Source organism: Corynebacterium silvaticum (assembly GCF_002162115.2).
GTDB lineage: Bacteria > Actinomycetota > Actinomycetes > Mycobacteriales > Mycobacteriaceae > Corynebacterium > Corynebacterium silvaticum.
This window is the reverse complement of the sequence record NZ_CP021417.2, coordinates 2,223,834-2,250,465: the sequence shown is the minus strand read 5'-3', so window position 1 is coordinate 2,250,465 and position 26,632 is coordinate 2,223,834. Positions and strand designations below refer to the sequence as shown.

Genomic DNA, 26,632 nt, shown 5'->3' with positions numbered 1-26,632 from the left:
CCGTTCGGCCGCACCAGCTGGTGGCGGGCTTTTCTACGAGAAGAGTAGGTATCACGTTGAACGAAATATGGCTGCATCGTGCCGATCTCGCTGAATCTGCGATTAACGAGAGGCATGCGTCGTCGTTGTGGGGCCTGCCTCGCACGAATTTAGCCGTCGTAGCGTGGCCACCGAATATTAAAGAAAAGCTTTTTTATCGGTGGCATTACTGGTGGCAAGCGCACTATCTAGATTGCCTTGTCGACGCCGCCATTCGCCGCCCCAGTAAGGCCCGCAAGCAACGAATCCGGGAGACCATCGCAGGCATCCAGATCCGCAACCTGGGCAAGCTGACTCGCAATAACTATTACGACGATAAATCCTGGCTGGCACTTGCCCTGGACCGGGAACGTCGTATGCGTGGACGCGGTAAACGTAAACACCTGCGTGCACTGGAAGCCAATATTGTCGGTGGTGCGGATTCCCTGGTGGGCGTGTTGCCGTGGCGGGTAGGGGAGCACTTCTTTAACGTTCCGACAAATGGCCCCGCAGCTATCATGCTTGCGCGCAATGGTGACATTGCCAAAGCTCGCGAGATCATCGACTGGATTTTTGACAATCTTATTGATGAAAAAGGCCTGGTGATGGATGGCCTCCGCATGAGTATGCGGGGTCCCGAGCTGGTTAAATACACGCATCCTTATTGCCAAGGCGTGGTTATCGGGGCATGCGTGGAAATCGCTGAGGCGTTGCGTGCCGACGAAGCAACGTATGAAGAATCGATCACATACCTAGCTCATGCGCGTGCCGTAATCCATGCGGTGGCCAAGGAAATGGCAACGCCATCGGGAGTGATCGACTGGGTAACCGGCGACGGCGACGGTGGGCTGTTCAAAGGGATTTTGGCGCGCTACCTCGCGGATGCGGCGGTGCGGCTGCCCGAAGACGGCGAGGCTAATCGCTCTGCCCGCAACATCGCTAAGCGTTTGGTGATGTCCTCGGCGGAAAGTGTGTGGAATCACCGCCTAGAGGTCGATGGCCTTCCAGTATTTGCCACCGACTGGACCGATGACGCGAAACTTCCCCACAACTTTGGCGTGGGAGGCTCGGCGCTGAGCGACATAGTGAATGTAGTGCGTATCGACGAACGTGACCTGTCCGTGCAACTCTCTGGGTGGATGCTGCTAGAGGCCGCCGCACACATAGTTGAGTCTGAATAGTTTCGGTTATGTCCGAATCTGTGTGATTTCTCTCCTAACTTTTCAGATTGAAGGGAAGCATTCTGCTGGGGTTGCTGGCATACTGGGATACAGGCTACGAGCAATCGTGCTCACAGATGAAACGAATAAGCTAATCCAACTGGAGGATTTTTCATGCCTATCGCAACTCCCGAGGTCTACAACGAGATGCTGGATCGGGCTAAGGCAGGCGGATTCGCCTTCCCAGCCATCAACTGCACCTCTTCTGAAACCATCAACGCAGCTCTGAAGGGTTTCGCTGAAGCTGAGTCCGACGGCATTATTCAGTTCTCTACCGGTGGCGCGGAGTTCGGTTCCGGCCTTGCGGTAAAGAACAAGGTCAAGGGTGCCGTGGCTCTCGCCGCATTCGCTCACGAGGCAGCAAAGAGCTACGGCATTAACGTTGCTCTGCATACCGACCACTGCCAGAAGGAAGTTCTGGACGAGTACGTTCGCCCCCTGATCGCTATTTCTCAGGAGCGCGTAGATCGCGGCGAGCTTCCACTGTTCCAGTCGCACATGTGGGATGGTTCCGCTGTTCCTATCGATGAGAACCTTGCGATTGCTCAAGAGCTGCTCCAGAAGGCACGAAACGCTCACATCATCCTTGAGGCTGAGATCGGTGTTGTCGGTGGCGAAGAAGACGGCGTGGAAGCCAAGGCTGGCGCCAACCTCTACACCACTCCAGAGGATTTTGAGAAGACCATCAACGCCCTCGGTACCGGCGAGAATGGCCGCTACCTGCTGGCTGCCACCTTTGGCAACGTCCACGGTGTGTACAAGCCAGGCAACGTTAAGTTGCGCCCAGAGGTTCTTCTTGAGGGACAGAAGGTTGCCCGCAAGCTACTCGGCCTCGACGACTCCGCTTTGCCATTCGACTTCGTCTTCCACGGTGGCTCCGGCTCCGAGAAGGAGAAGATCGAGGAGGCATTGACCTACGGCGTGATCAAGATGAATGTGGACACTGACACCCAGTACGCATTCTCTCGCCCAATTGCTGCTCACATGTTCTCTAACTACGACGGCGTGCTCAAGGTCGACGGCGAAGTTGGAAACAAGAAGGTCTACGACCCTCGCTCTTACATGAAGAAGGCTGAGCAGAGCATGTCCGAGCGCATCATCGAGGCTTGCCACGACCTGCACTCAGTGGGTACCTCCGTAACCAAGTAAACTTAGAGCTGTATATATTTTAATGCCCGGTCGCTTAGTGCTGACCGGGCATTTTTTATACAAAACTGTGGATTGGCTTTTAACCAAAACATATTACTCATTGGTTCTTTGACCTGTAGCAAATATGCTGCTTAGCTGGGCTGGTTAACTTAATCATTCCTTCTCTAGGAGACCCCAATGGGTAATAGACCTGGTCCTCGGATTGTGGCAATCACTACAGCCGCAACCCTTGCCATCTCAGGCTTAACCGTAACGGCACCCTCAGCCTTTGCGGCCGTCGATGACGGAACAACTAATGCATTTACTAGCAGCAATCCAGATGCGAAATTTGCCAATGAGATTTTCTTCTTTGATTTCTCCAAGGTAGCCAGTGGCGACGAACTTCAAAATAAGTGGTACGCCAATAGTGCGGAAAACAATGAAGGCGGCTTTGGCGGCAAACGCATCAAAGAGGACGACACCTATACCTACAAAGAGGCTGATGGTGTGCCTAAAGGGATGGAAGTCACCGTAACCATCAAGAGCATTAAGGCTATGTATTCCGATGCTCAGAGCAGCAACGGAACACCGCTCACTGTGGACAACGGCGGCATCTGGGCACGTAACGTGACGTGGAATGATTTTTTCCGGCCGATCGATTTTGCTGCGCTTGCCGGACGTAACTCGGAGCGCGATAAATGGTTTGACAGGGATGTTTTATATCCCAGTGATTCCGGTGCAAAGTGGCAGATCAGCCAGTACCTTAACCCTGACCTGTTTGATGGTAATGCTGATGCTGTAGGAAACCAGGGCTACACTTTGACCTTGCCATTCAAGGCACCCTGAATGGCAAGCCGATCTCTCTCGACGTGATTGCTTCTGACGGTGAGTCCACCGGAATCAAGGTGGAAGACCACAACAATCCTTACGGTACGACCTTTAAAATTGATGGTGTCCAAGCACAGCGTCGTGGCGGAGTTCCAGAGAACCTTGGGCTAGTGACAGATGCTAACGGTGGTTGGCAGGTTATTCAGGACCTTGTCGGCAAAGAGAAGCGTTACTACTTTGTAGATAAAGATCCTTCCGTACCCAAAGAAGTTCCGGATGGTGCGAAACCTTATGATCCGATCGTCGTAAAGCCCGGCGATGAGTGGTCTTTGCAAAACGGTGACAAGAGCTATGGCTGGGTGGACACAGAGCTGAACGAGGAAGGCGGAGAATGGAAATCCATTCCGCAGTCTCAGCCGCTCCTGGTCAGCCGTGGTGCTAAGACGGTTTCCGTCACCCTGGACAATCACCCGCGTGGCAAGACTGGCTCTCGCCAAGGTGTTGTCGCAGGTATCTTCATCCCTACGGATCAAGGCGATGCGCCGAAGTCTTATGGGGAAGCCAGCCACATCCTGGATAACTGGAATGTGACGGGTCAGCCAAAGCAGAACCCGGACGTTGCTTTTGAGGCCAAGAACCGCGTCGATAATGACATCTCAACTCGCGACGGCGGCCGAAACTGGAGCGATGACGCTAAGAAGGACTCCGAGGAAGACGTCTCACCGAACGCTTTCAAAGACGGCTTTGAGAAGTCGAACGGCAAGGTCACTTTCCCCGCAACCGCTAAAGATAGCGACGTTGTGGCATGGGTGGACCTGGACAACAACGGTACATTCGACGACTCTGAGCGTCGCGTTGGCGTAGTAAAGGATGGCAACGTCGCCTTCGACTGGAGTGACGCTGCCAACAAGCCTGAGCCCGGTAAGGACTACTACGCCCGCATCCGTGTAGGCGGCGAAGGTGTCAAGGCTGATGATATGCTGCAACCCACCGGCGTTGTGCAGGGTGGCGAGGTAGAAGACCTCAAGTTCACGGTCGAGAAGAAGCCAGAACCCTTGGTCTCCTTGGGCGACAAGGTTTGGTTTGACCAGGACTCTGATGGCCTGCAAACGGATGGCGAGCCAGGCGTTAAAAACGTCAAGGTATCGCTGCTGGATGAGCAGGGTAATCCTGTTAAACAACCCGGAACAGATAAGCCTTATGAGATAATCACCGGCGATAATGGCGAGTACCTCTTTGAAAACCTGCCCAAGGGCAAGTACAAGGTACAGTTCGACTACTCTGCTGCGCGTACCTCAGACGACAAACCTTTCACTGCTTTTACGGTTCCTGGCCCTGACGTAGACGGTAAGACTGAGCAAGATTCTGATGTGAAAGAATCTAAGCTCAACAGCATCGGTCTCACCGATGTTATTGATCTGCAGTCTGATCGTCTCGACGTAGACGCAGGTCTAGTTGTTGTTTCCTTTGCGCCTACGGTTTCCGTTGGTGATTTTGTCTGGCATGACAAGAACAATGACGGCATCCAGAATGATGGCGACGACAGCGGCATCCCTGGCGTTGAGCTAAGGATTCTTGATCCGGAAGGCAACCCGGCTAAGGACATCGACGGCAAGCTAGTCGCCAATGCTCTCACCGATGACAAGGGCAAGTACCTCTTTGAGAACCTTCCGGTTCTGAAAGATGATCAAAGCTACACCGTTGAGGTTGTAAAAGATCCTGAAGGCTTTGTTCCTGCTAAGTCCGACGCAACTAACACGGCGGAAGACTCCTCCACCAAGAGCGAGGAAACCGCGCCGGGCGCGCTGACCAAGGACGGCGCTCAGGATCTGACCTTGGACTTCAGCTTCGTTAAGTTGGGTTCACTGTCCGGTATGACCTGGTTCGATGCCGATAGGGATGGTATCCGCGACGATAACGAGAAGCCGCGCGCTGGCGTGACCGTTACCTTGCTCAGGGACGGCAATCCCGTCGAGAGCGTTAACCCCGTGGAAACCGGGGAAGACGGCACGTATAAGTTCGAGAACCTTGCCCCTGGTACCGATTATTCCGTGTGCTTCGGTGAGACGGAAAATCTGACCAAGAAGTCCTCGGATGCGGACGTTACCAAGGAGAAGGACTCCAACGCTGATCCGATCACTGGTGAGACTGCCACCGCTGAGGTCAAGGTTGGGGAGGATACCCCGAACCTGGACGATGGCTACATCTTTGAGCCGGAGACCAAGAACTCGGTGACCGTGGCCCACCAAGGTGAGACCCAGAAGTCAACCGACAATGACTCGGAGAAATTTGGAAACATCACGGACGCGGGCATCACTCCTGCAGAAATGTTCCCAGGGGTCGATCCGACCCTTCTGGTTGAGTATAAGCTTGTCGACGCCTCCGACAACCCCACCGACAAGGTAGAGGTGCCAGGTCAGGGTACGTTCACCATCGATAGCGATGGCGTGGTTACCTTTGAGCCCCATCCTGACTTTGTTGGTGTAGCAAAGACCGTGGTGGTTACCGCCACCCAGGGCGAAGTAACTCACGTTGCTCACTACACGCCGATTGTTATTCCGAAAGAAAGCGATGGCGAGTTCCCGCTGCCGCACTTTGTGGATAAGGGCGAGACCGGTGAGCCGGTTACCGTTACCCCAGGTAAGGGAAACCACCCCGATTATCCTGCAGATTTGCTTCCAGAAACCGTGAAGTTTGTCGAAGACGGCCAGCCTGAAGGCGCTGAGATCTCGGAAGATGGCAAGAAGATGACCGTTCCTGGCCAGGGTGTCTGGACTATCGACGAGAACGGAAACTTCACATTCACGCCTGAGCCGGACTTTGTAGGAAGTCCGGATACCGTGAAGTACAACGGTGAAGATGCGGACGGAAACCCCGGAACAAACAACGGAACCGTCACCATCACGTACCCGGTTCCTGAAGGCAACAGCGATCTGATTCGTAACCTGCTCATCGCTGGTGGCGTTAGGCGGTGTTGGTTTGCTAGCTGCTTTGGTAAGCGGAAGCAGCAATGGAAGTAGCAACGCTCCTGCGCCCGCTCCTACCACCGCACCTAAACCAGCTGAGCCGAAGGCTGAGTCGAAGGTCGAGCCGACAAAGGTGACACCAAAGGCAGAGGCAAAGAAGTCTCCGATGCTGGCTACCACTGGTGCAAGTGTTATGGGGCTGCTCGTAGCGGCACTAGTGCTTGTCCTTGCAGGCGCTGCACTCGTTGCGCGTCGTAAGAATAAGTAATAATCCATAGAACTAAGGGCGGTACATCTCATTGCGAGGTGTACCGCCCTTGTGCATGTCTGCACAACCTGTCTACTATGTATTGCATAGTAATAGGCGACACATAGAAGGTGAGATGGCGGAATCACAATTAAGAAAAGGCGTACTGGAACTGATCGTTTTGGCGGCCTTGGAAAAGGAACCCACCTATGGTGGTGCGCTCATTGAGCATCTGGGGATGGAGGTCTCTTCGGGAACTCTTTACCCACTGCTAACCCGAATGAAAAAGCACGCGTGGATCGGTAGCCATTGGGAGGAATCGCCTTCGGGGCCACCTCGCAAGATCTATTCGGTCACAGAGAAGGGGAGCCAGCGCATAACAGAACTGGCGCAGGAATGGCGCGCACTGTCCGTATTTGTCAACGAACACCTGGAAGGGATTGGGAAATGACCAGCTTTTATGAACGAAAACAAGACGGAACCATAAAGATTTTTGGCGTCGCAGTGCATTCTCCGCAGACGCAATTTAAAATCTTCGAGCCAGAGAACCCGGCTCTTTTTGTGCCGCGATCATTGGGAATTGGATGGGATCTCAATGTAGGGGCGCTTGCCGTCAAGTTGGGGCTAGTGCGACCGGATGATTCGCTGCCGGATTTGCAGGAGTATGTGCCGTCGCAAACGCTCAAAGCCCTGAAGTACATGCCCTTTATCGGCACCGGCGTTGTGGCGCTGACGGCTTGCGTCGCCAGTAAACAAAAACTTGTGCCTTATACCGCGCTGAGTGGGGCAATGGCGTTGTGGAGCGCCGATAAAGACGTGACCGTAAAAGCGCAAACCCTGGGGGTGCAAACTATGGCGTTCCTAGACATATGTGCGATCAAAGCTGATTCGCGGCCGCTTTCCACGATCGCTGTTCTGAGCTTTCCCGTGGTCACTACCGCCGTGGTAGTGACCACCGTCAAATCCGCGCTGCTCAACCTGGATGCAACGTTGAGGGCAAAGGACAATGAGTGAGTTCGCACCTTTGTGGTGGTTGATCGCGCTGCAAGGAGCTCTGACAGTAACGGCGCTTTTATATGTTGTGCGGCTCGGGGATCGGCGATTAGCTGAACAGCCCCGGTGGGTATGGATAGTAGCGATCTTGGTGGGACAAACGGTGGGAAGCATTGTGTTTTTGGTCGTGTATTTCCGGGACCGGAAGCATCGCGATCAACCGGAACGAACGCAGCCCACTAAAGGCGCAAAAACGATTGAACAGCTTTATGGGGATGCTCTATGACCGTGTTAGCTGTGCAAACGCAGAATCTGAGCAAGCGTTATGGCGATGTAGTCGTTGTGGATAATCTTTCCATGAACGTTCCTGAAGGCTCTATATATGGGTTTATCGGCTCGAATGGTGCGGGAAAGACCACAACTATCAGGATTCTGCTGGGCTTTGCTGCTGCTACCTCGGGAAGTGCAACAGTACTCGGACTGCCTCGAGGGACATTGCCACCAGAGCCCAGTAATCAGATAGCTTATTTGCCAGATGTTCCCCGCTTTGCCGCGTGGATGAAACCCATAGATGCGCTCATATATTTAGGCCGGGTGTCTGGAGTGGAATCAGATCAGGTGGCTGATCGAGCACACGATCTGTTAGACCTTGTTGGGCTGGCAGGGGCCAGAAGCACCGTGGGAGGTTTTTCGCGAGGAATGGTGCAGCGTCTGGGCATCGCTGCCAGCCTGATAGGCGCACCGCGATTACTCGTGTTGGACGAGCCCACGAGCGCGCTCGACCCACTAGGGCGTGCTGATGTTTTAGCTATCATCAAGCAACTGCGCGGGCAGACCACAGTCCTTTTTACTTCGCACTTGCTTGCCGACGTCCAAAACGTGTGCGACCACGTAGGCCTGCTGCATAAGGGAAAACTTGTGCTTGAGGGGGAGATACAAGATGTGTTAGCAGCACACCGGTCTGCCAACACATACCTCCGACTCCCCGGAGACGAGGCCTTGCGTGCTGCCTTGCAAGCCCAATGGGGAGTACCAGTGACAATCGAAACATCTACCTTGCAGGATGTTTATGAGGCGGTGTGCCTTGAACGGCAATAAAGTCTTATGGGCCTACGAACTGCGAAGAATAATGTCGATTCCTAGCAGCCACATTGTGTTAGGGCTGGGACTCTTTCTTGCTGTAGCTTCTCCAGTCACTGCATGGTTTATGCCCGACATAATTCAGAGCTTGTCGATGCCTGAGCCCACGTGGCGGGACTCGTATGCGCAATGGGAGAAAAACTTACACCAAGTCATCAGCATCACTATTATTATCGTGTCCGCTCACGGAATAAGCGGAGGCCTTAGCGGTGGGGAAGCCGTCCTTGTGCTGAGCCGGAATGTGTCGCGTCGTGCATACATTAGCTCCAAGGTATTCAGTTATTATGCGCTTTCGGTGGGCGTCGTAACGCTAGGAACGTTGATAGTGTGGGTCGCAACCAACCTGATTTTTGGGGAAGCCGCATTGTCTGCAAGCAGAAGCAGCGAATGGTTTATGCAGATGACGCTTGTGCTTGCGGTGATTACCGGTGCGGCTGTGATCTGGCAGCGAATGGTTGCTGCAGCCGGTGTAGGATGCGCAGTTTTTCTCTTGATACAGCTCACCGCAATCTGGGAATCTGCACCGCCAGCATGGGTCAGCGTGCCCCTTGCGTGTGTGGTTCTTTATGCGGCGATGCGGCTGTACGACCGCATAGAAATTCAGGGCGACTAAGATTTACTCAGGTAACAGAGTAGATTGAGGAACTTATGGCACCTACGTGGTCACAGACACAACGGATGAACAGATTCCATCAGGGGCTGATGCGGCTGCGCTCTAATTGGATTTATGTGATCCAGGCGGGGCTTGCGGCGGGGTTATCCTACTGGGTGGGTCTGCACCTTTTTGGCCATGAACAGCCCTTTTTCGCTCCGATGGCCACGGTGATTGTGCTGAGCACAACAGGCGGAGAACGATTCCGCCGTTCCTTTGAACTCGTCCTGGGGGTGAGCATCGGCGTGGGGCTTGGCGACGTCCTCATCGCCCTTGTCGGTTCTGGGGTCTGGCAGATCTCGGTCGCAGTGGCTCTTTCCATTGTGCTGGGCACTGTCGCGGACAAGGGGGTGCTGGTGGCTAATCAGGCGTCGTTCGCAGCAGTCCTGATTGCAACGATTCTCCCGCCGGGTACCTCGGGAGGCACTGACCGCATGCTCGACGCGCTGGTGGGCGGCCTGGTGGGGATCGCGGTTATAGCGCTCATTCCGGACTCTCCCTTACGCTCGGGCAGGCGGGAAATCGCAAATATTCTTGGCGTGGTGGCTGTTGTCCAGCGCAAGGTTGCCAGTGCGCTGCGCATGGGCGACGCTGACGCTATCGCTGATGCCCTTATCCTAGCGCGTGGCACCCAAGGGCAGATCAACCAGATGATCGCCGCTGCCAACATGGGCAAGGAGACAATCCAGGCGTCGCCACTGCTCTGGGCGCAACGCCGCCGGATCCGTTCGATGATGAGGATTCTCAACCCCGTGGACAACGCGATGCGCAATACGCGTGTGCTCGCGCGCCGGGCGCTGGTGATCTGCGAAGACCAAGATGAGGTGTCCGCGCAACAGATCGATCTGATAGAGACCCTGGCTTGTGTGTCTGAACGGCTCTCGAATCTCTACTTTGGAAACACGGAAGTCTCTGAAAACGCAGAAGTGCCCAAGCTGGTCGGCATCCTCAAGGACGCCGGCGCACGCTCGGGCTTAGATGTGGCCGAGGGGAGAGTGCTCTCCGCTCAGGCCGTGTTGGCACAGACCCGATCATTGACCGTGGATCTGCTCCAAATATGTGGCCAGTCCAGGCGCTCCGCGGTAGAAGTTCTCGCCCCTACCTCGGAACACCCAGCCACAGTGAGGAAAATCTGGAACGATGGTGAATGATTCTCGGCTGCTTCTAGCGACGGAAGAACTTGAAGAATCCGCCGGAAGAGCCCTGAGAATCTGCGTTGTTGGTGGAACGCTGCTTCTCGGTGCGCTCTAGCGCTTCCTTCTGCTCCTTCAGCACGTCGCGCGTAGCCTTAGCATTCTCCAGGTCACGCTCTAGCTCCTCGCGGCGCTCACGGTTGGACTCGCCGTTTACCTCATTCTCCAACTCGTTGGTGCGGTGCTCAAGCGTGCGCTCGTCTTCACGTGCACGGCCTAGACGCGAATCCAGATCGCCCATCATCGCACGTGCAACGCGGTCGCGCTCGGCGCGGTCGCGCTCTGCCTTTTCGCGGAGGATCTGATCGCTGTTCCCCGTGGTGGTTACCTCTGGGTGGCGGAGGCGGTCAAAGTCTAGGTCGTAGTACGGCAGCTGCTGGCGCAAGTCGAGGGGATTGCGCAGGTCATTGGTGCCGATCTTGCGGAAAACGGTGGTGGTTACTTCACCCTTGTCCGAGCGCCAGACGTGGTCTGCTCCGAGAAGCTGGCCGATGTAGCCCTTGCCCTCTACCCATGCAGGTCCGCCCGAATCGCCGTGGTCGGATCCGATGTTACCGGTGATGACCACCGGTCCGCTGATATTGGTGATGGGGGAGCACGCAATGCGCTGGGTGCGGCTGCCGTAGGCGCAAAGGACGTCGCCGACCTCTGGCTCAGCAACTGCGTCCTGGGAGAAGTAGTTCTTTCCGAGGACGTTAGGATCGGAAATCTCCACGTAAGCCAGGTCAGATGCGCGGCTATTGACGCTCCACTGCATGTCTGTGTTGTTGCTCAGTGTTGCCCACTCGTTTGGGTAGACATGGCGCAGGGTGCCGATGGTCTGCTGGTATTCGTCATATACCTCGGCGCCATCGTTGCCGCAGTGAGCATCGGTCCACACGCGATTGTTCTCGGTGTCTACGTAGCCCACAGTGCATACGCCAAGCATGTTGGCGGTTTTTTGAATCAGTAGCCGGTCTCCCTGATCAACAGCTGCGGGAACTGAGGGAGAGTCTTGGGCGCTTGCCACGGGGAGAGGCAAGAGGGCTGCGACTACAAGCACCGTCGCTAATTTGCGTTTGAGGTGCATCGGTTTCCTTCCGGTTGATTGCAAATTGCATTATGAATTTATTTTGGGTTGGAAGGTAGATGAGTTTTTTCCCTCAGGTGGGGGCGGAAGATAATAAATACTTATGCAATGAGAATCAACTAAGCTGGCAAACATGCTGGATATCAAGGAGAGGGTGCTAAGGCTCAGACGAAGTTTCCTATCTATTGTTCAGATGTCGCTCGCGGCAGGCATCGCTTTTTGGATCGCCCGCAACCTTATTGGGCATGACAAACCTTTCTTCGCACCGATGGCAGCTATCATCATCCTTGGCCTGACCAGCGGAAACAGAATTAAAAAGGCGATAGAACTCTCCATTGGCTGTTCCATCGGCGTGGGGCTTGGCGATCTCCTCATCATGGGAATTGGCGTGGGACACTGGCAGATGCCGCTCGAGATCTTTGTCTCGCTGTTTGTGGCCACCTTCCTGTCCAAGAGCCAACTCTTGATCAATCAGGTAGCCATTGGCTCGATTCTGATCGCCACAATCATGCCTCCGGGGACCTCTGCGGGGCCGGATCGCATGATCGACGCTTTCCTCGGCTGTATCACGGGCATCGTCGTTATGGCGCTGCTGCCGCACTCCCCGCTCGCGGAGGGACGTCGTGAAGTCTCCGCGGTGCTCCGGCTCGCCAGCACGGTCCTCAAGCATGTCGCCGTGGGCCTTAAGACCGCAGACCCCGACATCATCCGGGAAGAGCTGGAGCGGGCTAGGGGATCGCAAGTCTCTATCAACGCGATGCTCGAAGCCGCCAAGTCTGGTCAGGAGGAAAGCACCGTGTCTCCGCTGCTCTGGGCCTCGCGGCATCGTGTCCGATCCTTTGTCCGCATCCTTGCACCGGTGGATAACGCCATCCGTAACACCCGAGTGCTCGCGCGCCGTGCGCAGATCCTGGTGGAAGACCACGACACTGTCACCGCAGAACAGCTTACGATCATCGAAGAACTGGCGGACATTGTGGAGGGCATAGCCAGCTCCAACGACAACCCAGCCGAGATTCCCGAGCTCGTCCGACGCTTGCGCTTTCTCGGCGGCCGCTGCACTCCCGACATAGCCGACTCCGGGGTGCTCTCCGCCCAGGTGGTCCTCGCGCAATCGCGTTCTATCATCGTGGATTTGCTGCAGGTCTGCGGGTTGTCCCGTGAATCTGCCGTCGCCGTCCTCGCCCCGACATCATCCACCCCGGCATACCCGCCCGAGCTGTGGGAAGAATGATTAGGGGCGCACCGACTGCAGATCCCGCAGATGTCGATAAAACGTCACCCGATCTACCGGCCGCTTCCGCGAAACCCCATCGACCTCAACCCGGAAATCGATGCCGCCGCCCTGCAAGGCTCGTCCCAGCCAGGTGTCTTCGTCGATAAGCCCGAACTCGCGCTTTCCTAGCTTTGCGACGAAACTACTGACCTCCGGCTCTCGCAGCGGAGTCACGATCACGTTCCCTTGCGCGCCGGGAGCATCCAACGTAGAGGTGAGTTGTGCCCCGAAGACGCCTCGGCGGGGTGCTTTTCGCTTGCCTTGGTGGTGAATCAGCACGTGGTCATCCACGATGATCTCCCCGGTAATCTCTCCCGCGTCCCACGCAGTGACCGTGGCGATGCCTGCGACGACGATGCCGGCGTCGTCACGCAAGAGTGGCTTGGGGCGAACTGCGCCCGAAAGCGCGAAGGCCAAGGGATCAGAGGGGAGCTGCCAGAGGTGCGCCACACGCGAGTCCTGTTCGGTGGGGACAAAGGCGACCTCGACCCACAGGGTGTCGGCGCGCATCAGGCGCGTGATGACGGCGGAGAGGGCGGCGTCGGAACCCATCACCACCACGCGTAACGGGCGATCCACCTGTTGCGGCGCATACTGAGGAGACCCCAAATGCGGGACATCGGGCATGGCCGCTATCTCAGCGAGGGAAGGCGTGGGGTCTTCCGGCAGGATCGCAGCGGCTTCTTGGTCGAGAAAGCGCAGCTCCTTACGGGTAGGGATAGCCGAAAGCTGTTCTATTCGGTCGGCGGAAATGCTCGGGGGCGGAGTGCCGCAGCAGGCGATAATAATTCTGGGAAGTGTGTGATCTGTCATGGTGAGGAGGGCAGAAAACGAGCTTGTATGTACAATGATGAAACGTCTGTGAGCATTCTAAAGTCAAGGACGTGTAAATCATGGCAGCAATCGTGATCGTCGGTGCCCAATGGGGCGACGAAGGCAAAGGCAAAGCAACCGACATCCTGGGCGGCCAGGTTGACTACGTGGTCAAGCCCAACGGCGGCAACAACGCAGGTCACACAGTGGTAGTCGGTGGAGAAAAGTACGAGCTTAAGCTCCTGCCCGCTGGTGTTCTCTCGGAAAACGCCACCCCCATTCTGGGAAACGGCGTGGTGATCAATCTTGAAGCGCTTTTCGACGAAATCGACGGGCTTGAATCTCGCGGTGCCAACGCATCACGACTCAAAGTTTCCGCCAATGCTCACCTTGTGGCCCCCTACCACCAGGTTCTCGACCGGGTTCAGGAGCGATTCCTGGGCAAGCGTGCCATCGGCACCACTGGTCGCGGTATCGGGCCGGCCTATGCGGATAAAGTCTCACGCATAGGCATCCGCGTGCAAGATGTCTTTGACGAGTCCATCTTGCGCCAGAAGATCGAGTCCGCACTCGACGTAAAGAACCAGACCCTGGTCAAGATGTACAACCGCAAGGCCATCGTCGCAGAAGAAATAGTTCAGTACTTCCTGGGCTACGCAGAAAGACTGCGCCCCATGGTCATCGAGTCTGAACTCGTACTCAACGAGGCTCTCGACGCAGGCAAGAACGTCCTCATGGAGGGTGGCCAGGCCACCATGCTGGACGTCGACCACGGCACGTATCCGTTTGTTACCTCTTCCAACCCCACCGCGGGTGGCGCATGTGTAGGTGCAGGCATCGGGCCCACCAAGATCACCAGCTCCCTGGGCATCATCAAGGCGTACACCACCCGTGTGGGTGCCGGACCATTCCCCACAGAGCTGTTTGATAAATGGGGCGAGTTCCTGCAGACCACAGGCGGCGAAGTCGGAGTGAACACCGGCCGGAAGCGCCGTTGTGGCTGGTACGATTCCGTGATTGCACGCTATGCATCTCGCGTGAACGGTTTCACCGATCTCTTCCTGACCAAGCTGGACGTGCTAACCGGCATCGGAGAAATTCCTATTTGCGTTGCTTACGACGTTGACGGGGAGCGCCACGATGAAATGCCGATGACGCAATCCAAGTTCCACCACGCAGTACCGATTTATGAGACCATGCCGGCGTGGGACGAAGACATCACCGGCTGCACCACGTTCGAGGAGCTGCCAGAAAAGGCGCAGTCATATGTGCGCCGGCTGGAAGAGCTATCTGGCTGCCGTATTTCCTACATCGGAGTCGGGCCAGGACGCGACCAGACGATTGTTTGCCACGACGTTATGGCATAAAGATATGGGGCGAGCTTCTGACTGAAGCCGCCCCATATGTCATTACACCTTTGGCTTGGGTGCTGGAGCAGAAGATCCAGTGGTGAGCCAGGTGTGGAAAGTGCGGAAAACCGAGGAGAAGCCCTTGGCATTCTTTTCATCCGCAATGGAAGACCCAAAACCACGGGCGATGAATTCATTAACCACCGCGAGGTTCTTAAAGACAATCTCAAAGAACTTATAAAAGCCCTGTTTTACTTCTGTTGCTGCGCTGGCGGCGGCTTCGGCGGCGACGATAGCTGTGTTACTCATAAAAAGAATTCCTTTATTGTTTCGTGTCTGCTTGCTTGGTGTAGGAAAGGCCGTGGACTCCCGAGCCGAGCCCCTCTGTCGACGCGGAATCTAAGTTAAATACGGCCTGGAAGAAAGCCCTGGCGCGGGTGAATCCCTCGCCGAAAAAACTTGCCAGCAGATTGATCGCACGGCTGAGCAATCCCGTGCCCTTGCCGTGGAGAAAATTGATCAGCTCTTGGTCTGCACCCACGTTGAGCAGGAAAGTTTCAAGAGAGCCCACGGTTATCCCTTTACCTTTGGTGCCGACGAGCTGCTTGAGCCCCAATCAGGGGTTGTAGAACCTAAGCCTTGTGATGAGGCAGCGTCCAAAGCCAGGACTGCCTTGAAAAACTCAGGGATGTGCCCCAGGGCCTTTTTAACTGTGGGGCCCACAAACCAGTCGTTGGTCTTACCCGTGAGGAGTTCTACCAGGTTGGTTTTGGTGAGGAAGGAGACTGAAAATTCCTTGAACCAGCCCGCTTGGTGCAATAAAAAGTCAATAGATCCCATATGTGTCCTTAAAACGAGAGAGAGTGTCGCAATAATAATAATCGGGCACTTTTTTGTTTTAGCGTTAAAACTATAACAGTATTTTAAGGAAATTCTACGATTGAATTTTTTCTCACAGTGGGGTGGTGTTGGAGAACTAAAAAGGCACCCCGAGGGGGTGCCTTTGGCGGATGCTTAAAAATTAAGCGGCCTTGGGGGTTTCCGCTGGCTTGGTGGGAGCGGAGGAACCCTGGGTTAGCCACTCATGGAAAAGGTGGAAGATGGACTGGAAGCCCTTGCCTTTTTCTACATCTTTATCGCCGGCCATCGAGGAGCCCATGCCACGTGCAATAAAGTCATTGACGGTAGCGAGGTTCTTGAAGACGATATCGAAGAACTTGTAGAAGCCCTGGTCCTGGGTAGCGGTTTCTGCTGCAGCTAGGATTGCGTTGTGCATGATTACTTCCTTATTTAAGAACTAGTTTTTTGCTGGAGGGGTCTGACTTTTATCTGAGGAGAGATTAATTCCGCTAGAGCCCAGGCCCTCAGTAGAGGCGGAATCCAGGTTTAGGATCGCTCCGAAGAACTCTCGCACAGACTCAAAGCCCTTGCCGAAGAAAGGGGTGATGAGGTTTAGGAAGCTACCGATGAGGCCACTGCCTTTACGGTCATGCAAGTAATCAACAACGGTCTGGCTGACCCCAACGTTGGTCAAGAAGCTTTCAACGGAACCCATTAGTTTGCCTCCTTGACGGGGGTAGGGGTGCTGGCAGATGATCCGGATGAGGACCAATCCGGGTTAGAAGAGCCGAGTCCCTCCGACGAAGCTCCATCGAGGTTCAGTAGCGCCTGGAAGAACTTGGGGATGTGGGTGCCGATAGCGAGGTCGCGACCGCCACCAATGACTCCGCCAGTAGTTCCGTTGAAAATATCAACCAGGGAGTGCTTAACCGGGGTTACCAACCAGCTGATCCAGCCACTACCTGGCTGCTCAATGGCCTTGTCAAACCAACCAGCTTGCTGCAATAAATATTCGATAGAGCCCAAGAGGGGACCTTTCTGCTCTTTCTGAGTCAATTCCTACAGATGTTCTAGAGATGCCTGAACACCCTATCTCACTAATATGTTTTCGGGTGGAAAATGATACACATTTGGCCATTTTTATTCTCAGCAAGCCATTTTTCCTGGATTTGGCGCACTTTACTGAAATTGTGACAGCCTTAATGTGGTTAAAATTTAGCTCTCAGATAGAATTTTCAAAGAAATTGCAACAACTACATAGGCCGTTTGAAACAAGGCGGCGGAATGGCTCAAATATGCTGTGTTATTCGCGGGTGGGTTCTGGTGAAAATTAGGGATCTGCGCCAATCAATTGTGATTATTGTACTGTTCGCCGCCATGTGGATAGTTCCCGTTGCGGTGGAAAAGCTCGCGGAGCCGGAGTACTTCGCACCAGTCCAAGGGGGAAAGGTCACGCTGGAGGCCGGGGAGTCTAGGGTGGAGCTCAGGGTTTCTGATGGATTTAATCAAGTCATTTCGTCGAGGGACTCGCGAGCTTCTTTGGTCAAGGGCGATAGCCGTCTGTCTTTTCATCTGGCTTCTGGCGCCGAGAATCAAGAGCGATCCATTGAACGTGCTCTAGTGCTCGTGAAGCGGCAGTATGGCCCCGCGAAGTGGCGCGAAGACATCAGAGTTGCCGGTGTCGTGAATGATTCGGGGACCCGGCATGACCTCGTGGGGAAGAGCTGCGAGATTGAATAGGACACTCCGCAGAAGTGTGCTGTCGTAGGCGCAGGAAAATTCATTCTCACGGTTGTTTCCTCTGACACTCAGATCGATGCCGTTGATCTGGTCAAGACGGCGCGCGGCGCTATCTCTAAGGACGGAAAATTTGATTTAGGTGATGGAGCGCAGCAGAAGTGACAACACGAGAAATTAAAAGCGCTAGGCGTACCTCTGCCTTATGGTGGCTCTTGTGCGGGTTGAGCCTTCTCTCTCTGATCTATCTGGCAAAAGCTCTCTCACGGGAACTAAAAGCCATGCCGTTAACATCCCTCTATATTTTTTTGATCTGTGCTGCTGGTGGCGTCATTGTGTTCGGCGTACTTGTGGTCGTGGATAGAACACGGTTGAGGGGTGATGAAAACAACCGAATCATCTGGCTCAATTCCCTGGTGTTTGGCGGATTGGTCGGCCCTTTGGTTACTGTGAAGGCAAACGGGGAGATCGGTAAGGTCTTCCCGGCTGTGATTGACCTCGACTTTTATAAGCGATGGGGTGAAGCCACCTTTGGCCCTGTATCCGAAGAATGGATCAAACTGGCTGTTACGTTGGCCGTCGTTTTGCTTTATAGAAAATGGATTGTGCGCCCGGCGCATGCCTTTTTTTGTTGGGGCTTTTGTGGGCCTGGGGTTCCAGCTAACTGAGGACTTCTGGTTCGCGGTGGGGGCAGCTTTTGAGGATGTGAACAGCGATCTTTCGGGTGGCATTACGCTATCTACTTTTCGGGTGCTGCTTGGCGTGATATCACACTGGACATATACCGGTATCGCTGCCATAGGGCTGTGCTATCTGCTGGGGATCGGCAAGGTTCCGGAAAAGCGTTCTGCCCGCATTCTTACTGCGTGCTGGTTCTTCTTCCTGTCTTTAAGCCTGCACGGCTTGTGGAATTCTCCGATCAATTTTGGTGTGGACGACATTATTGCGCCAGTGATCAAGTTGCTTATCGCGATAGCCGTCTTTTTCGTGCTGGCTAGATGGCTGTGCAGGAATGAAAAAGCTGCTGTGATGAGACATAGCGGTGACTTTTCTTAAATGTGTTCTTTCTAACAAAACTCTTTCCTAAATTCGGTGCACCATACGTTTAGCTTTATCATTTGTAAGTCATAGTTTTCCCTCAACTAGGAAAGGCTCTCTCGTGGAGTTTGTTTTCTACAGTTTGTGTGCCGCGGCACTCATTCTGGTATTCCTCAAACCAGAAAAAGAAAAGCTGGCGTTTGGATTGTTAGTCGGATCATTCGCATTTTCTGTGCTGATGTTCTTCATGGCTTCCGCCACCTCGATCGTCCCGGCGGTGAACCTCTAAATGTTTAACGCAAAAGTTTTCCGTTTCATTCTGGCCGCAGCAGTCTTTATTATCATGGCGTTCCCGGTGGGCGTGGCCAACATCTACCTCGGCTTTATCAACGGCGAATCCCCGTGCATTCTCTGTGGTAACGAGCGTTTTGGCATGGTTTTGATCGGTGCCTTGGGCGTCTTTATCCTGCGCTACGGCGCTCGCATGCGCTATGTGGTTACGCTCCTTTTGGTCGCTTTCTACTACCTGTACACAACGGTGCGACACTGGGGTGGCCGCGCGAATGCTGACCTAGGACAGGGCTTTGGCGACGCCGTGCTCGGCGTGCACACGTACACCTGGGGCATTCTGGTGTACTGGGTTGTTATTGGTGTTCTCGCCGTTGGCTTGATCTTCATCGGCAAGGACAAAATGCTCCAGCAGGAGTTCATTTCTTCCGAGGTAGAGGTGAAGAAATTCTCACCTGCTACCAAGTTTGTTGCGATCGTAGCCATCGTTATCACCTGCGCTAACTGCGTCCAGTTCCTTATCGGTAACGGCATCCCCCCTTACGCAGGCGCCGGCGACCCAGCTCGCTTCACCTTCAACATCGCTCAGACTGCAAAGTACTGGGATAAAGAGCACCAGTATGAGTCCCTCAGCGACATCCGTTTGCACAAGTTCAATGCTCCCGATCCTTACAAGGGCGTGGAGTTTGACACCACTCCGGTAGCAGGCAAGAAGACCCTTGAGCTTGCTGGTACCCATGAGATCGGCTTCGACGTCACGGGCTTCCGCGGAAAGGGCCGTGCCGCAGGTATCGCTTATGATTCCGAGAACCAGAAGTTCGGCCTGGTTTCTACCAAGGGCGGCTTCTACTACACCGACAAGAACTTCAAGGAGCACTCCTCCTTCGCGCGTGTCGACGTCCCCAACGGCTCCGATATCCACAGCACCGTGGATGCGGCCTTCTTCAAGCCTGGTGGTCTGGTGGCCATCGCCCAGAACAAGACCGTCTATGGTGCTGTGATCCAGGACGAGGTCGACGAGAAGATCGCTTGGAAGGATTTCACCGAAACCTCCGGTGACATCATGCCGATCTTTGACTCCAAGGGACGCCCTGAGCTACGTACTATTCGTGCTCGCATGGCTTACACGCTGACCGTGGCGTCGGAAAGCAAAGCCGATACCTTTGTCACCCTCAGCGTTCCTCATAAGCGCTCCAAGCAGGTTGTTATTTCTGAGTTCTCCAAGGAAGACAACAAGCTGGTTCGCGAGGGCGTGCTCGATGCCGAGGGCGTTTACCCAGTCGGCGCAGACCTTCACGACGGCACCCTGTATGTCCTATCCAAGGAACACAACAGCCTGCTGACCATCGACATGAAGGACTTCAGCGTCAAGGAGACCCGTAACCTCCCTGAGCTTAACGACGTCCGCGACGTCGCCATTGCCGGAAAGAGCGCCTTTGTGCTCGCCCACGACGGTGACCGTGACGTAGTGCACGAGCTCAAGCTTTCCTAAAGACCTATGAAAAAAGCGCCCCCCGGGGCGCTTTTTCTTATGCCTGCTTGGTTACCGGTGGCTCAGCTGACCATGGGAAGACGATCCACTCGTCGGTGTGCTTCCACACATACGTGGGGGATACGACAGAGCGACTCTTCGCGTAGATCACCGCGGAGCGGACCTCAGCGCCATGCGACTCAAGGAGTTTGAGTACGAGCTGGAGTGTGCGTCCAGAATCGGCGACATCATCGACCACGAGGACCCTATGGCCTTTGATCGAGTTGGTGTCCAGGAGCGGCTCAAGCAGCACAGGATCCGGCAGGGTCTCGTTGACGTCGGTGTAAAACTCGACGTTGATGGCGTCGGAAAGCTTTACTCCCATGGAGTAGGACAGCGCGCCGGCGGGGACGAGTCCGCCACGTGCGACAGCCACAATGATTTCTGGGTCGTAGCCGTCATCGACGATCTGCTGGGCGAGTTCACGATTCGCGTTGCCGAACCCATCCCAAGTCAGGACTTCTTTGTTCTCAAGATCTGCTGAGTCTGCGTGGTATGTCATAAGCGAACTTTAGCGCGTTAGGCGCTCTTCGTGGTAGCCGCCTTGTAGCATAAATGACATGTTTATCCCCGAGTACATTGTTTCACCCGACCCAACCCGAGTTCTGGTTCTTGGCAACACCGACCTGGGGAAAAGGCTCGCCTTGGCTTTTGCCGATCTTGGCGCCGAGGTCACGGTGCTAGCGGATGCAACGCTCGCGGATATTGAACAACACCAGCCGGACTATGTGGTCCCTGTGACCAAAAACATTCCTGCCGGCATCGGCGACCTCCTCGTGCCCTCGCCCTGCGCGTATGACCGCGAGGGAATCCGCCGAATCGCCACCGAGAAACTTGGCCTGCCCATGAGCAAATTTCTGTTTGCCTCCTCTGAGCACGAGCTTCTCGACGTCGCCAACGAACTCGGATACCCCTGCGTGGCCAAGTCCGCCAACTCGCTCCACCTTCTGACCTCCGCCGAGGATTGCGCGACGGCATGGGAAGGTGGCCGCATGGTTGTCGAACGATACGTCGAGTTTGACTATGAGATCACCCTGCTAGCCGTACGCTCTTTAGACCCCGAGACCGGGAAGCTCGCCACATGGTTCTGTGAGCCGATCGTCCACATACGCCAAGACGGAGTCCTTATCGGGGCAGCGCAGCCAGTCGAATTGAACTCTATCGCTTTGGACAACGCTCGCAGCGTGGCAGCGCGTATCACTAACGCCGTAGGAGGCCGCGGGATTTTCGGTGTGAAGCTCTTTGTGATCGGCGAGGACGTCTACTTCTCCGAACTCTCGCCCTACCCATTCCGCAGCGGTGCCGTCACCTGCGCAACACAGCGCTTTGACCAATTCACGCTCCATGCCCGCGCTGTGCTGGGTCTGCCCATTGACGCAACCTTGGTCACCCCAGGAGCAATCGCCTTTTCTAATGACGTCAGGCCAGTTACCCGTGCGTCTGTTGTCCAAGCGCTGAACATGCCGGAAATCCATGTGGCGATTACGCAGCGCGGGGCCGTGGCACTATCTACGGCGGATACCACGGTCGAAGCAGTTGACCGAGCAATGCTGGCCATCTCTAGAATGGCGGGGCATCAACCACATACTCACGAGTCCTTTGACGGCGCTTCTTAATCCGCTTGGCCGCACGTTGGATAAATGACTGACCAAACATACGTTGTCCGCTGATAATGACCTCGGGCACTGTGGTGACGCGAAGATCATTATCCAGTAACCAGGTCACCTCGCCGTCTTCTCCGGCAACGCAATCCACTGCTTTAGAGGTCTTGAGATTGTGGTGCTTGCGGCATAGACATTGGGCGTTGTCGGCTTTAGTAGGGCCGTTGAGGTCATACTCTTGAATATGGTCAATGTCGCAGCGCCAGGCGGCAACATTGCAGCCCGGGAACTGGCAGGTTCCGTCGCGAGCTTGGATCCAGCGGCGTAGGTCGCCAGTAAATTTGTATTGGGCGAGCGTGGTGTCTTTATAGGGATCAATGTCTCGCCATGTTGCGGCAGCCGTGATTGCCTCGCTGGTGGAGGCATCAAAGGAGGAGCCGTCAATGGTCTCGATTACGTTGCTGCCTTTTGCTGAATAGAGGTGCACCGTCGGAGCTTGCCTTGCGGCTAAGAAGAAAAGAGCCTCCGCATCGGTGCACTCATGTTCACGCGAAAGCTGGGACAGGCGTTCTTTCAGCACATGTGCTGTGCCATTATCCACCACAGCCTCGATCACCGTTTTCCCTCGGTAGGTCTCAAAGAAGCTAACGCGCGGTTCAAGTTTCTGCTCGGGTTCTTCAATAGCTTCATGGAGGGACTCCAGGAGTTTGTGCAGGAAACGCCGAATGGCTTGGGTTCCTGGCACCTTCTGGTTCGGGCGCTTGGGATGCAGGTGGTGGGCGAGTGTCTGGTCGATGACGTCAAAGAGATCGGGCTCAACTCCGTATAAAGATTGGGCAATGGCGATGAGCCGCGAGAAATCAAGATGCCACAGGCTGAGCTCCAGCTGGTGCAGTAGCGGTAAGGCCTTGAGCGTCTGCACGGCATCAATGCGGAGTTCCACATAGCGTGGACCCTTGTTGATTCTTTCTCCGATGGAAACGCAGTATTCCTCTATATCGGTGTCTTTGCTCGGGATGAGCTGTGACCACCTGTGGTATTCAAATTGCAGCGCCAGCCGCTCGCTTACGCAGAGAGGGTCTTCCATGTCGCATCCACGATACGTCCCCCAAGTTTTCATGATTCCCCCTATGAGGTCCCCGCAGTCCTAATAGCAAAACCAACCCTAGCACAAACGTTCTAACCCGTAAAGACCTCAAAAAGAAAACCCACAGCTTATATACTGTGGGTTTCTGGTCGATCTAGAATAAATGAGCGAGTTTTTCTGCGCTGAGGGTCATGGGAAGGTGCGGTATTCCGTCTTCCTCAAACTGCGAGCCTGATCGGATAAAACCATAGGCTGCGTAGTAGCCTTCCAATGCTGATTGGGTATGTATAAAGGTTTCTCGCCCGGGATATTGCTCATGGATAAGGCGCAACGTTTGGAACAACAACTCGCGCCCCAGGCCAGTCCCGCGCTGTTCCTTGGCCACTACGAACCTGCCCAGGCGAACCACGGAGCCTTCGGGGAAGACCCGAGCTACGCCCAGGATCTCTCGCTGCGGCGACCAGGCTTGGACGTGCAGCGTGGTGTCTTGGGCGTCGATCTCGTCGATTTCTTTGTAGGGTGCTCGCTGCTCATGGACAAAGACATCCACTCGGAGCTTGTAGATCTTATGAACCTCAAGAGGTGAAAGATCTTTCAGCGCGGACACCGCAAAGATGGCGTTCATCTCATTCGGATGCTGCATGAGAGACCATCTCATCCCACTCCACGATCTTCTTGCGTTCCCGGCCTTCGGCCTCGCCGAGTGTGCGCTCTGCGGCGTCGAGAATGTGCCAGCCGTCCCAGGTGGTTACGGCGATGCCTCGGGTTTTGAGGAAGTCGACGATGGCGGCGTCGTCACGCTCTGCAGCTGCGGTGAGCTTTCCATCTTTCCAGTCCGTGACCAGCATTTCTGTGGTCTCCTTGGCGTCGGACTTGGTGTTGCCGATGAGTCCCACGGGGCCGCGCTTGATCCATCCGGTGGTGTAGAGGCCGGGAACGATGGCGCCCTCATGGAGGACATGTCCGCCGTCATTGGGGATGACGTGGTTGGTGGGGTCAAAAGGCACGTCGCTGATGGCCTCTGAGCGGTAACCTACGGCGCGGTAGACAGCCTGAACTGGCCAATCGGTGAACGTGCCGGTGTTGCGGACCCCGCCCTGGCCGTCGTATTCGGTGCGCTCGGTGCGCAGGCCCACCACTTGTCCATCCTCGCCGAGGATCTCGACGGGAGACTCAAAGAGGTGGATGAAAAGCTTGTGAGGTGCGCCCTTGGGGTCGCGCATCGCGTAGTTCTCCAGGGTTTGGCAGACCAGATCCTGGGACTTGGACGCGTGGCGAGCCTCGATGGAGGCCTCGTCGTAATCGATGTCCTCGGGATTAACCACAACCTCGATGGTGGGAGAGTGGTCGAGCTCTTTCAACTCCATCGGGGAGAACTTAACCTGTGCAGGTCCCCGGCGTCCAAAGACGTGGACTTCCTCGGCCTGATTGTTCTTCAGGGCCTCGTAGACGTTGTCGGGGATCTCGGTGACCAGGAGCTCGTCGCCGGTCTTGGCGAGGATGCGCGACACGTCGAGGCCCACGTTGCCCACGCCGATAACTGCGACCTGCTTGGCTGAGAGATCCCAGCTGCGCTCGAAGTCGGGGTTGCCGTCGTAGAAGCCCACGAACTCGCCTGCGCCATAAGAGCCCTTGAGATCCGAGCCGGGGATCTCAAGGTAACGGTCGGCTACAGCGCCGGTGGAGAAAATGATGGCGTCATAATACTGGCGTAGCTCATCGATGGTGATGTCCTTGCCTACGTCAATGTTTCCCAGCAGACGAATCTCAGGTTTATCTAGGACATTGTGAAGGGATTTGATGATGCCCTTGATGCGCGGATGGTCCGGTGCTACTCCATAACGGATCAATCCGAAGGGTGCGGGCATGCGCTCAAAGAGATCGATCTTTACGTCTACCTCTGATTTTACTAGTAGGTCAGAAGCATAAATCCCGGCTGGGCCCGCGCCTATGATGGCTACACGCATTGGTTCAGTCATTAATGTCACAATTCCTATACTGAGCGAGAGTTTTGAATGTTAAAAATTTTAAAACAAGCCGGTTAGGGGGCCTATTTAGGGGTGATTGTTCTAGTTTACGCTGCGGGCTGCCAGTGTAAGCAACCTTCAGGTTTGTATAAAACGAGAGCAGTTTCACGGTAAACTCGCTTGCGAAGCATACCGAGTATGCGTTGAGCCCTTCAATCATGGTGTCAACGCATTCTTTTGGCCATGAAAGGATCGCGTAAGTGACTGAAATTCAGCACGCATCAGTCCTGCTCACCCGCGCAGGACGCAACTTTGACGGGTTTGCCGTCGACACTTTTGCAGATCGCCTCGGACTTCCGGTTCAGCAGCTCGTCGAAAAGCAGGCTGACCTCGCAGCAATTCTGGCGTCTAAGCCGCTAGAAAACCGCCCCGGATTGTTCATCGGCTCTGGAAACGTCAACTTTGATGCCCGAGCAGCCTCCGCTTTGGGCATTCCCCTCCTTCTGCTTATCGACGCCCCCGGCCTGCACATCGACCTCGCCGCAGAGGAATGCGCCGAGCTAGGTGCCGTCCTAGCCGCTACGTTCACCGCCGAAGAAGCAGAGACCGAAGCCGGCATGGAGAAGATTCGCGCGGGCTTGAACGTTGAGTCCCCCGTTATTATGAGCGCTCCTGTTTTTGAATCATGGCTGCTCGACCAGGCTAAAGCACAGCAATCCCACATCGTTCTGCCGGAAAGCGACGATGACCGCATTCTTGAGGCAGCACACCAGTTGCTTGCTCAAGACATCTGTGAGCTGACCATTCTGGGTAACCCGGAGACCATCACCGCTCGCGCGGCAGAGCTGGGTTTTGACCTCTCTAAGGCTCACCTCCAGGATCCGGCCACCGACCCTAATGCGGAGAAGTTCGCCGCTGACTTTGCTGAGTTGCGCAAAAAGAAGGGCGTGACCATCGAAGAGGCTCGGGAGACCATGAAGGACATCTCCTACTACGCCACCATGATGATCCACGAGGGGCTTGCCGACGGCATGGTGTCCGGTGCTGCACACACCACCGCGCACACCATCAAGCCAAGCTTCCAGATCATCAAGACCGCGCCGGGCACCTCCGTTGTCTCGTCGATCTTCCTGATGGTGATGCGAGGTCGCCTCTGGGCATTCGGCGACTGCGCTGTGAATCCCAACCCCACCGCTGAGCAGCTGGCAGAAATCGCAGTGGTTTCTGCTCGCACAGCAGCGCAGTTTGGTATTGATCCACGCGTCGCCCTGTTGTCTTACTCCACCGGTAGCTCCGGAGCTGGCCCCGATGTGGACCGTTCTGTTGCGGCAGTGGCCAAGGCTCATGAGCTAGATCCCGAGCTCAAGCTCGATGGCCCATTGCAGTTCGACGCTGCTTGTGACCCAGGTGTTGCGGCTAAGAAGATGCCCAACTCTGAGGTTGCAGGCCATGCAAACGTCTTTATCTTCCCGGACCTTGAGGCCGGAAACATCGGATACAAGACTGCACAGCGCACCGGCCACGCGCTGGCCGTAGGCCCGATCCTACAGGGCCTGAATAAGCCGGTTAATGATTTGTCTCGCGGTGCGACGGTTGCCGATATTGTGAACACCGTTGCCATCACCGCTATCCAAGCAGGAGGAAAATAGCA

At 55.3% G+C, this 26,632-nt stretch carries 32 protein-coding genes; 20 read left to right on the top strand and 12 right to left on the bottom strand.

Translation table 11 applies throughout. The annotated features are described in order from the left end of the window. Positions 1–56 precede the first annotated feature (56 nt). The 11 genes from CBE74_RS23145 to CBE74_RS23095 all read left to right on the top strand — a co-directional run bounded on the left by CBE74_RS23145 (position 57) and on the right by CBE74_RS23095 (position 10,343). The gene (locus CBE74_RS23145) at positions 57–1,199 is read left to right on the top strand and encodes a glycoside hydrolase family 76 protein (RefSeq protein WP_087454606.1); all 1,143 of its coding nucleotides are present in this window, start codon (positions 57–59) and stop codon (positions 1,197–1,199) included. Between the two features lie 153 nt (positions 1,200–1,352). Beyond that, the gene (gene fbaA / locus CBE74_RS23140) at positions 1,353–2,387 is read left to right on the top strand and encodes a class II fructose-bisphosphate aldolase (protein ID WP_013912436.1); all 1,035 of its coding nucleotides are present in this window, start codon (positions 1,353–1,355) and stop codon (positions 2,385–2,387) included. Between the two features lie 177 nt (positions 2,388–2,564). Then, positions 2,565–3,212 (top strand): hypothetical protein, encoded by a 648-nt coding sequence (locus tag CBE74_RS23135; RefSeq protein WP_225870151.1) that lies wholly within the window; start codon positions 2,565–2,567, stop codon positions 3,210–3,212. A 23-nt stretch (positions 3,213–3,235) separates the two neighbouring features. Beyond that, the gene (locus tag CBE74_RS23130; RefSeq protein WP_233426046.1) at positions 3,236–6,214 is read left to right on the top strand and encodes an SdrD B-like domain-containing protein; all 2,979 of its coding nucleotides are present in this window, start codon (positions 3,236–3,238) and stop codon (positions 6,212–6,214) included. Then, on the top strand, positions 6,174–6,428 hold the full coding sequence (locus CBE74_RS23125) for an LPXTG cell wall anchor domain-containing protein (RefSeq protein WP_225870150.1): 255 nt from the start codon (positions 6,174–6,176) through the stop codon (positions 6,426–6,428). The genes CBE74_RS23130 and CBE74_RS23125 overlap by 41 nt, the downstream gene beginning before the upstream one ends. A gap of 115 nt (positions 6,429–6,543) precedes the next feature. Beyond that, positions 6,544–6,858, top strand: coding sequence for a PadR family transcriptional regulator (locus CBE74_RS23120; RefSeq protein WP_087454605.1), 315 nt, complete (start codon positions 6,544–6,546; stop codon positions 6,856–6,858). After that, positions 6,855–7,421 (top strand): DUF5808 domain-containing protein, encoded by a 567-nt coding sequence (locus tag CBE74_RS23115; protein ID WP_087454604.1) that lies wholly within the window; start codon positions 6,855–6,857, stop codon positions 7,419–7,421. The genes CBE74_RS23120 and CBE74_RS23115 overlap by 4 nt, the downstream gene beginning before the upstream one ends. Then, positions 7,414–7,686 carry a PLDc N-terminal domain-containing protein gene (locus tag CBE74_RS23110; protein WP_087454603.1) on the top strand — a complete coding sequence of 91 codons (273 nt, stop codon included), beginning with the start codon at positions 7,414–7,416 and terminating at the stop codon, positions 7,684–7,686. Before CBE74_RS23115 ends, CBE74_RS23110 begins: the two co-directional genes overlap by 8 nt. Next, positions 7,683–8,498 carry an ABC transporter ATP-binding protein gene (locus tag CBE74_RS23105; protein WP_087454602.1) on the top strand — a complete coding sequence of 272 codons (816 nt, stop codon included), beginning with the start codon at positions 7,683–7,685 and terminating at the stop codon, positions 8,496–8,498. Before CBE74_RS23110 ends, CBE74_RS23105 begins: the two co-directional genes overlap by 4 nt. 55 nt (positions 8,499–8,553) lie before the next feature. Next, positions 8,554–9,153, top strand: coding sequence for an ABC transporter permease (locus CBE74_RS23100; protein ID WP_087454947.1), 600 nt, complete (start codon positions 8,554–8,556; stop codon positions 9,151–9,153). A gap of 65 nt (positions 9,154–9,218) precedes the next feature. Beyond that, a complete protein-coding gene (locus CBE74_RS23095) occupies positions 9,219–10,343 on the top strand; it encodes an FUSC family protein (protein WP_166741044.1) in 1,125 nt (374 codons plus the stop codon). A 13-nt stretch (positions 10,344–10,356) separates the two neighbouring features. On the opposite strand, the gene CBE74_RS23090 is transcribed toward CBE74_RS23095, so the two are convergent. Then, complete coding sequence (locus tag CBE74_RS23090) at positions 10,357–11,454, bottom strand: chymotrypsin family serine protease (protein WP_087454600.1); 1,098 nt, start codon at positions 11,452–11,454, stop codon at positions 10,357–10,359. Between the two features lie 133 nt (positions 11,455–11,587). Here CBE74_RS23090 and CBE74_RS23085 point away from each other — a divergent pair, with 133 nt between their 5' ends. Then, on the top strand, positions 11,588–12,688 hold the full coding sequence (locus CBE74_RS23085) for an FUSC family protein (protein ID WP_087454599.1): 1,101 nt from the start codon (positions 11,588–11,590) through the stop codon (positions 12,686–12,688). On the opposite strand, the gene CBE74_RS23080 is transcribed toward CBE74_RS23085, so the two are convergent. Continuing rightward, positions 12,689–13,543: a hypothetical protein gene (locus CBE74_RS23080; protein ID WP_087454598.1), complete on the bottom strand. Its 855-nt coding sequence runs from the start codon at positions 13,541–13,543 to the stop codon at positions 12,689–12,691. It abuts the gene before it with no gap. Between the two features lie 80 nt (positions 13,544–13,623). Here CBE74_RS23080 and CBE74_RS23075 point away from each other — a divergent pair, with 80 nt between their 5' ends. Further along, a complete protein-coding gene (locus CBE74_RS23075; RefSeq protein WP_087454597.1) occupies positions 13,624–14,910 on the top strand; it encodes an adenylosuccinate synthase in 1,287 nt (428 codons plus the stop codon). A 42-nt stretch (positions 14,911–14,952) separates the two neighbouring features. On the opposite strand, the gene CBE74_RS23070 is transcribed toward CBE74_RS23075, so the two are convergent. The 6 genes from CBE74_RS23070 to CBE74_RS23045 all read right to left on the bottom strand — a co-directional run bounded on the left by CBE74_RS23070 (position 14,953) and on the right by CBE74_RS23045 (position 16,758). Continuing rightward, positions 14,953–15,201: a hypothetical protein gene (locus CBE74_RS23070; protein ID WP_087454596.1), complete on the bottom strand. Its 249-nt coding sequence runs from the start codon at positions 15,199–15,201 to the stop codon at positions 14,953–14,955. Positions 15,202–15,214: 13 nt separating this feature from the next. Next, positions 15,215–15,463, bottom strand: a complete 249-nt coding sequence (locus CBE74_RS23065) for a hypothetical protein (protein ID WP_087454595.1) — start codon at positions 15,461–15,463, stop codon at positions 15,215–15,217. 2 nt (positions 15,464–15,465) lie between these two features. Continuing rightward, positions 15,466–15,732, bottom strand: coding sequence for a hypothetical protein (locus CBE74_RS23060; protein ID WP_087454594.1), 267 nt, complete (start codon positions 15,730–15,732; stop codon positions 15,466–15,468). A gap of 181 nt (positions 15,733–15,913) precedes the next feature. Beyond that, positions 15,914–16,168, bottom strand: a complete 255-nt coding sequence (locus CBE74_RS23055; protein WP_087454593.1) for a hypothetical protein — start codon at positions 16,166–16,168, stop codon at positions 15,914–15,916. 21 nt (positions 16,169–16,189) lie between these two features. Next, positions 16,190–16,447 (bottom strand): hypothetical protein, encoded by a 258-nt coding sequence (locus CBE74_RS23050; protein WP_087454592.1) that lies wholly within the window; start codon positions 16,445–16,447, stop codon positions 16,190–16,192. Then, positions 16,447–16,758, bottom strand: a complete 312-nt coding sequence (locus CBE74_RS23045; protein ID WP_087454946.1) for a hypothetical protein — start codon at positions 16,756–16,758, stop codon at positions 16,447–16,449. The genes CBE74_RS23050 and CBE74_RS23045 overlap by 1 nt, the downstream gene beginning before the upstream one ends. A 297-nt stretch (positions 16,759–17,055) precedes the next feature. Here CBE74_RS23045 and CBE74_RS23040 point away from each other — a divergent pair, with 297 nt between their 5' ends. The 5 genes from CBE74_RS23040 (at position 17,056) to CBE74_RS23020 (ending at position 20,287) form a co-directional block, all read left to right on the top strand. Continuing rightward, positions 17,056–17,472 (top strand): hypothetical protein, encoded by a 417-nt coding sequence (locus tag CBE74_RS23040; protein WP_225870146.1) that lies wholly within the window; start codon positions 17,056–17,058, stop codon positions 17,470–17,472. A gap of 278 nt (positions 17,473–17,750) precedes the next feature. Beyond that, positions 17,751–18,137, top strand: coding sequence for a PrsW family glutamic-type intramembrane protease (locus CBE74_RS23035; protein ID WP_225870145.1), 387 nt, complete (start codon positions 17,751–17,753; stop codon positions 18,135–18,137). After that, complete coding sequence (locus CBE74_RS23030; RefSeq protein ID WP_225870144.1) at positions 18,088–18,525, top strand: PrsW family glutamic-type intramembrane protease; 438 nt, start codon at positions 18,088–18,090, stop codon at positions 18,523–18,525. The genes CBE74_RS23035 and CBE74_RS23030 overlap by 50 nt, the downstream gene beginning before the upstream one ends. 103 nt (positions 18,526–18,628) lie before the next feature. Further along, a complete protein-coding gene (locus CBE74_RS23025) occupies positions 18,629–18,796 on the top strand; it encodes a hypothetical protein (RefSeq protein WP_013912414.1) in 168 nt (55 codons plus the stop codon). Then, positions 18,797–20,287 carry a disulfide bond formation protein B gene (locus CBE74_RS23020; protein WP_134316204.1) on the top strand — a complete coding sequence of 497 codons (1,491 nt, stop codon included), beginning with the start codon at positions 18,797–18,799 and terminating at the stop codon, positions 20,285–20,287. Positions 20,288–20,324: 37 nt separating this feature from the next. Here the strand turns inward: CBE74_RS23020 and CBE74_RS23015 are convergent, their stop codons facing one another. Further along, complete coding sequence (locus tag CBE74_RS23015) at positions 20,325–20,828, bottom strand: phosphoribosyltransferase (protein WP_087454591.1); 504 nt, start codon at positions 20,826–20,828, stop codon at positions 20,325–20,327. 58 nt (positions 20,829–20,886) lie between these two features. Here CBE74_RS23015 and CBE74_RS23010 point away from each other — a divergent pair, with 58 nt between their 5' ends. Beyond that, a complete protein-coding gene (locus CBE74_RS23010; protein WP_087454590.1) occupies positions 20,887–21,942 on the top strand; it encodes an ATP-grasp domain-containing protein in 1,056 nt (351 codons plus the stop codon). Here CBE74_RS23010 and CBE74_RS23005 read toward each other — a convergent pair. From CBE74_RS23005 to CBE74_RS22995, 3 genes are all read right to left on the bottom strand, one after another. Continuing rightward, on the bottom strand, positions 21,887–23,047 hold the full coding sequence (locus CBE74_RS23005) for an HNH endonuclease signature motif containing protein (protein WP_087454589.1): 1,161 nt from the start codon (positions 23,045–23,047) through the stop codon (positions 21,887–21,889). The two genes, CBE74_RS23010 and CBE74_RS23005, sit on opposite strands and share 56 nt — an antisense overlap. Positions 23,048–23,168: 121 nt before the next feature. After that, a complete protein-coding gene (locus tag CBE74_RS23000; protein WP_087454588.1) occupies positions 23,169–23,639 on the bottom strand; it encodes a GNAT family N-acetyltransferase in 471 nt (156 codons plus the stop codon). A 1-nt stretch (position 23,640) separates the two neighbouring features. After that, positions 23,641–24,993 carry an FAD-dependent oxidoreductase gene (locus CBE74_RS22995; protein WP_087454587.1) on the bottom strand — a complete coding sequence of 451 codons (1,353 nt, stop codon included), beginning with the start codon at positions 24,991–24,993 and terminating at the stop codon, positions 23,641–23,643. Between the two features lie 248 nt (positions 24,994–25,241). On the opposite strand from CBE74_RS22995, the gene pta reads away from it, so the two are divergent. Next, the gene (gene pta / locus CBE74_RS22990) at positions 25,242–26,630 is read left to right on the top strand and encodes a phosphate acetyltransferase (RefSeq protein ID WP_087454585.1); all 1,389 of its coding nucleotides are present in this window, start codon (positions 25,242–25,244) and stop codon (positions 26,628–26,630) included. The last annotated feature ends 2 nt before the right edge of the window (positions 26,631–26,632 follow it).

Coding starts and splice junctions, on each gene's coding strand:
- fbaA (WP_013912436.1), top strand. CDS start 1,353: ATGCCTATCGCAACTCCCGAGGTCTACAACGAGATGCTGGATCGGGCT.
- CBE74_RS23135 (WP_225870151.1), top strand. CDS start 2,565: ATGGGTAATAGACCTGGTCCTCGGATTGTGGCAATCACTACAGCCGCA.
- CBE74_RS23120 (WP_087454605.1), top strand. CDS start 6,544: ATGGCGGAATCACAATTAAGAAAAGGCGTACTGGAACTGATCGTTTTG.
- CBE74_RS23115 (WP_087454604.1), top strand. CDS start 6,855: ATGACCAGCTTTTATGAACGAAAACAAGACGGAACCATAAAGATTTTT.
- CBE74_RS23110 (WP_087454603.1), top strand. CDS start 7,414: ATGAGTGAGTTCGCACCTTTGTGGTGGTTGATCGCGCTGCAAGGAGCT.
- CBE74_RS23105 (WP_087454602.1), top strand. CDS start 7,683: ATGACCGTGTTAGCTGTGCAAACGCAGAATCTGAGCAAGCGTTATGGC.
- CBE74_RS23095 (WP_166741044.1), top strand. CDS start 9,219: ATGAACAGATTCCATCAGGGGCTGATGCGGCTGCGCTCTAATTGGATT.
- CBE74_RS23090 (WP_087454600.1), bottom strand. CDS start 11,454: ATGCACCTCAAACGCAAATTAGCGACGGTGCTTGTAGTCGCAGCCCTC.
- CBE74_RS23085 (WP_087454599.1), top strand. CDS start 11,588: ATGCTGGATATCAAGGAGAGGGTGCTAAGGCTCAGACGAAGTTTCCTA.
- CBE74_RS23080 (WP_087454598.1), bottom strand. CDS start 13,543: ATGACAGATCACACACTTCCCAGAATTATTATCGCCTGCTGCGGCACT.
- CBE74_RS23075 (WP_087454597.1), top strand. CDS start 13,624: ATGGCAGCAATCGTGATCGTCGGTGCCCAATGGGGCGACGAAGGCAAA.
- CBE74_RS23070 (WP_087454596.1), bottom strand. CDS start 15,201: ATGAGTAACACAGCTATCGTCGCCGCCGAAGCCGCCGCCAGCGCAGCA.
- CBE74_RS23060 (WP_087454594.1), bottom strand. CDS start 15,732: ATGGGATCTATTGACTTTTTATTGCACCAAGCGGGCTGGTTCAAGGAA.
- CBE74_RS23055 (WP_087454593.1), bottom strand. CDS start 16,168: ATGCACAACGCAATCCTAGCTGCAGCAGAAACCGCTACCCAGGACCAG.
- CBE74_RS23050 (WP_087454592.1), bottom strand. CDS start 16,447: ATGGGTTCCGTTGAAAGCTTCTTGACCAACGTTGGGGTCAGCCAGACC.
- CBE74_RS23035 (WP_225870145.1), top strand. CDS start 17,751: ATGCCGTTAACATCCCTCTATATTTTTTTGATCTGTGCTGCTGGTGGC.
- CBE74_RS23030 (WP_225870144.1), top strand. CDS start 18,088: ATGCCTTTTTTTGTTGGGGCTTTTGTGGGCCTGGGGTTCCAGCTAACT.
- CBE74_RS23020 (WP_134316204.1), top strand. CDS start 18,797: ATGTTTAACGCAAAAGTTTTCCGTTTCATTCTGGCCGCAGCAGTCTTT.
- CBE74_RS23015 (WP_087454591.1), bottom strand. CDS start 20,828: ATGACATACCACGCAGACTCAGCAGATCTTGAGAACAAAGAAGTCCTG.
- CBE74_RS23010 (WP_087454590.1), top strand. CDS start 20,887: ATGTTTATCCCCGAGTACATTGTTTCACCCGACCCAACCCGAGTTCTG.
- CBE74_RS23005 (WP_087454589.1), bottom strand. CDS start 23,047: ATGAAAACTTGGGGGACGTATCGTGGATGCGACATGGAAGACCCTCTC.
- CBE74_RS23000 (WP_087454588.1), bottom strand. CDS start 23,639: ATGAACGCCATCTTTGCGGTGTCCGCGCTGAAAGATCTTTCACCTCTT.
- CBE74_RS22995 (WP_087454587.1), bottom strand. CDS start 24,993: ATGACTGAACCAATGCGTGTAGCCATCATAGGCGCGGGCCCAGCCGGG.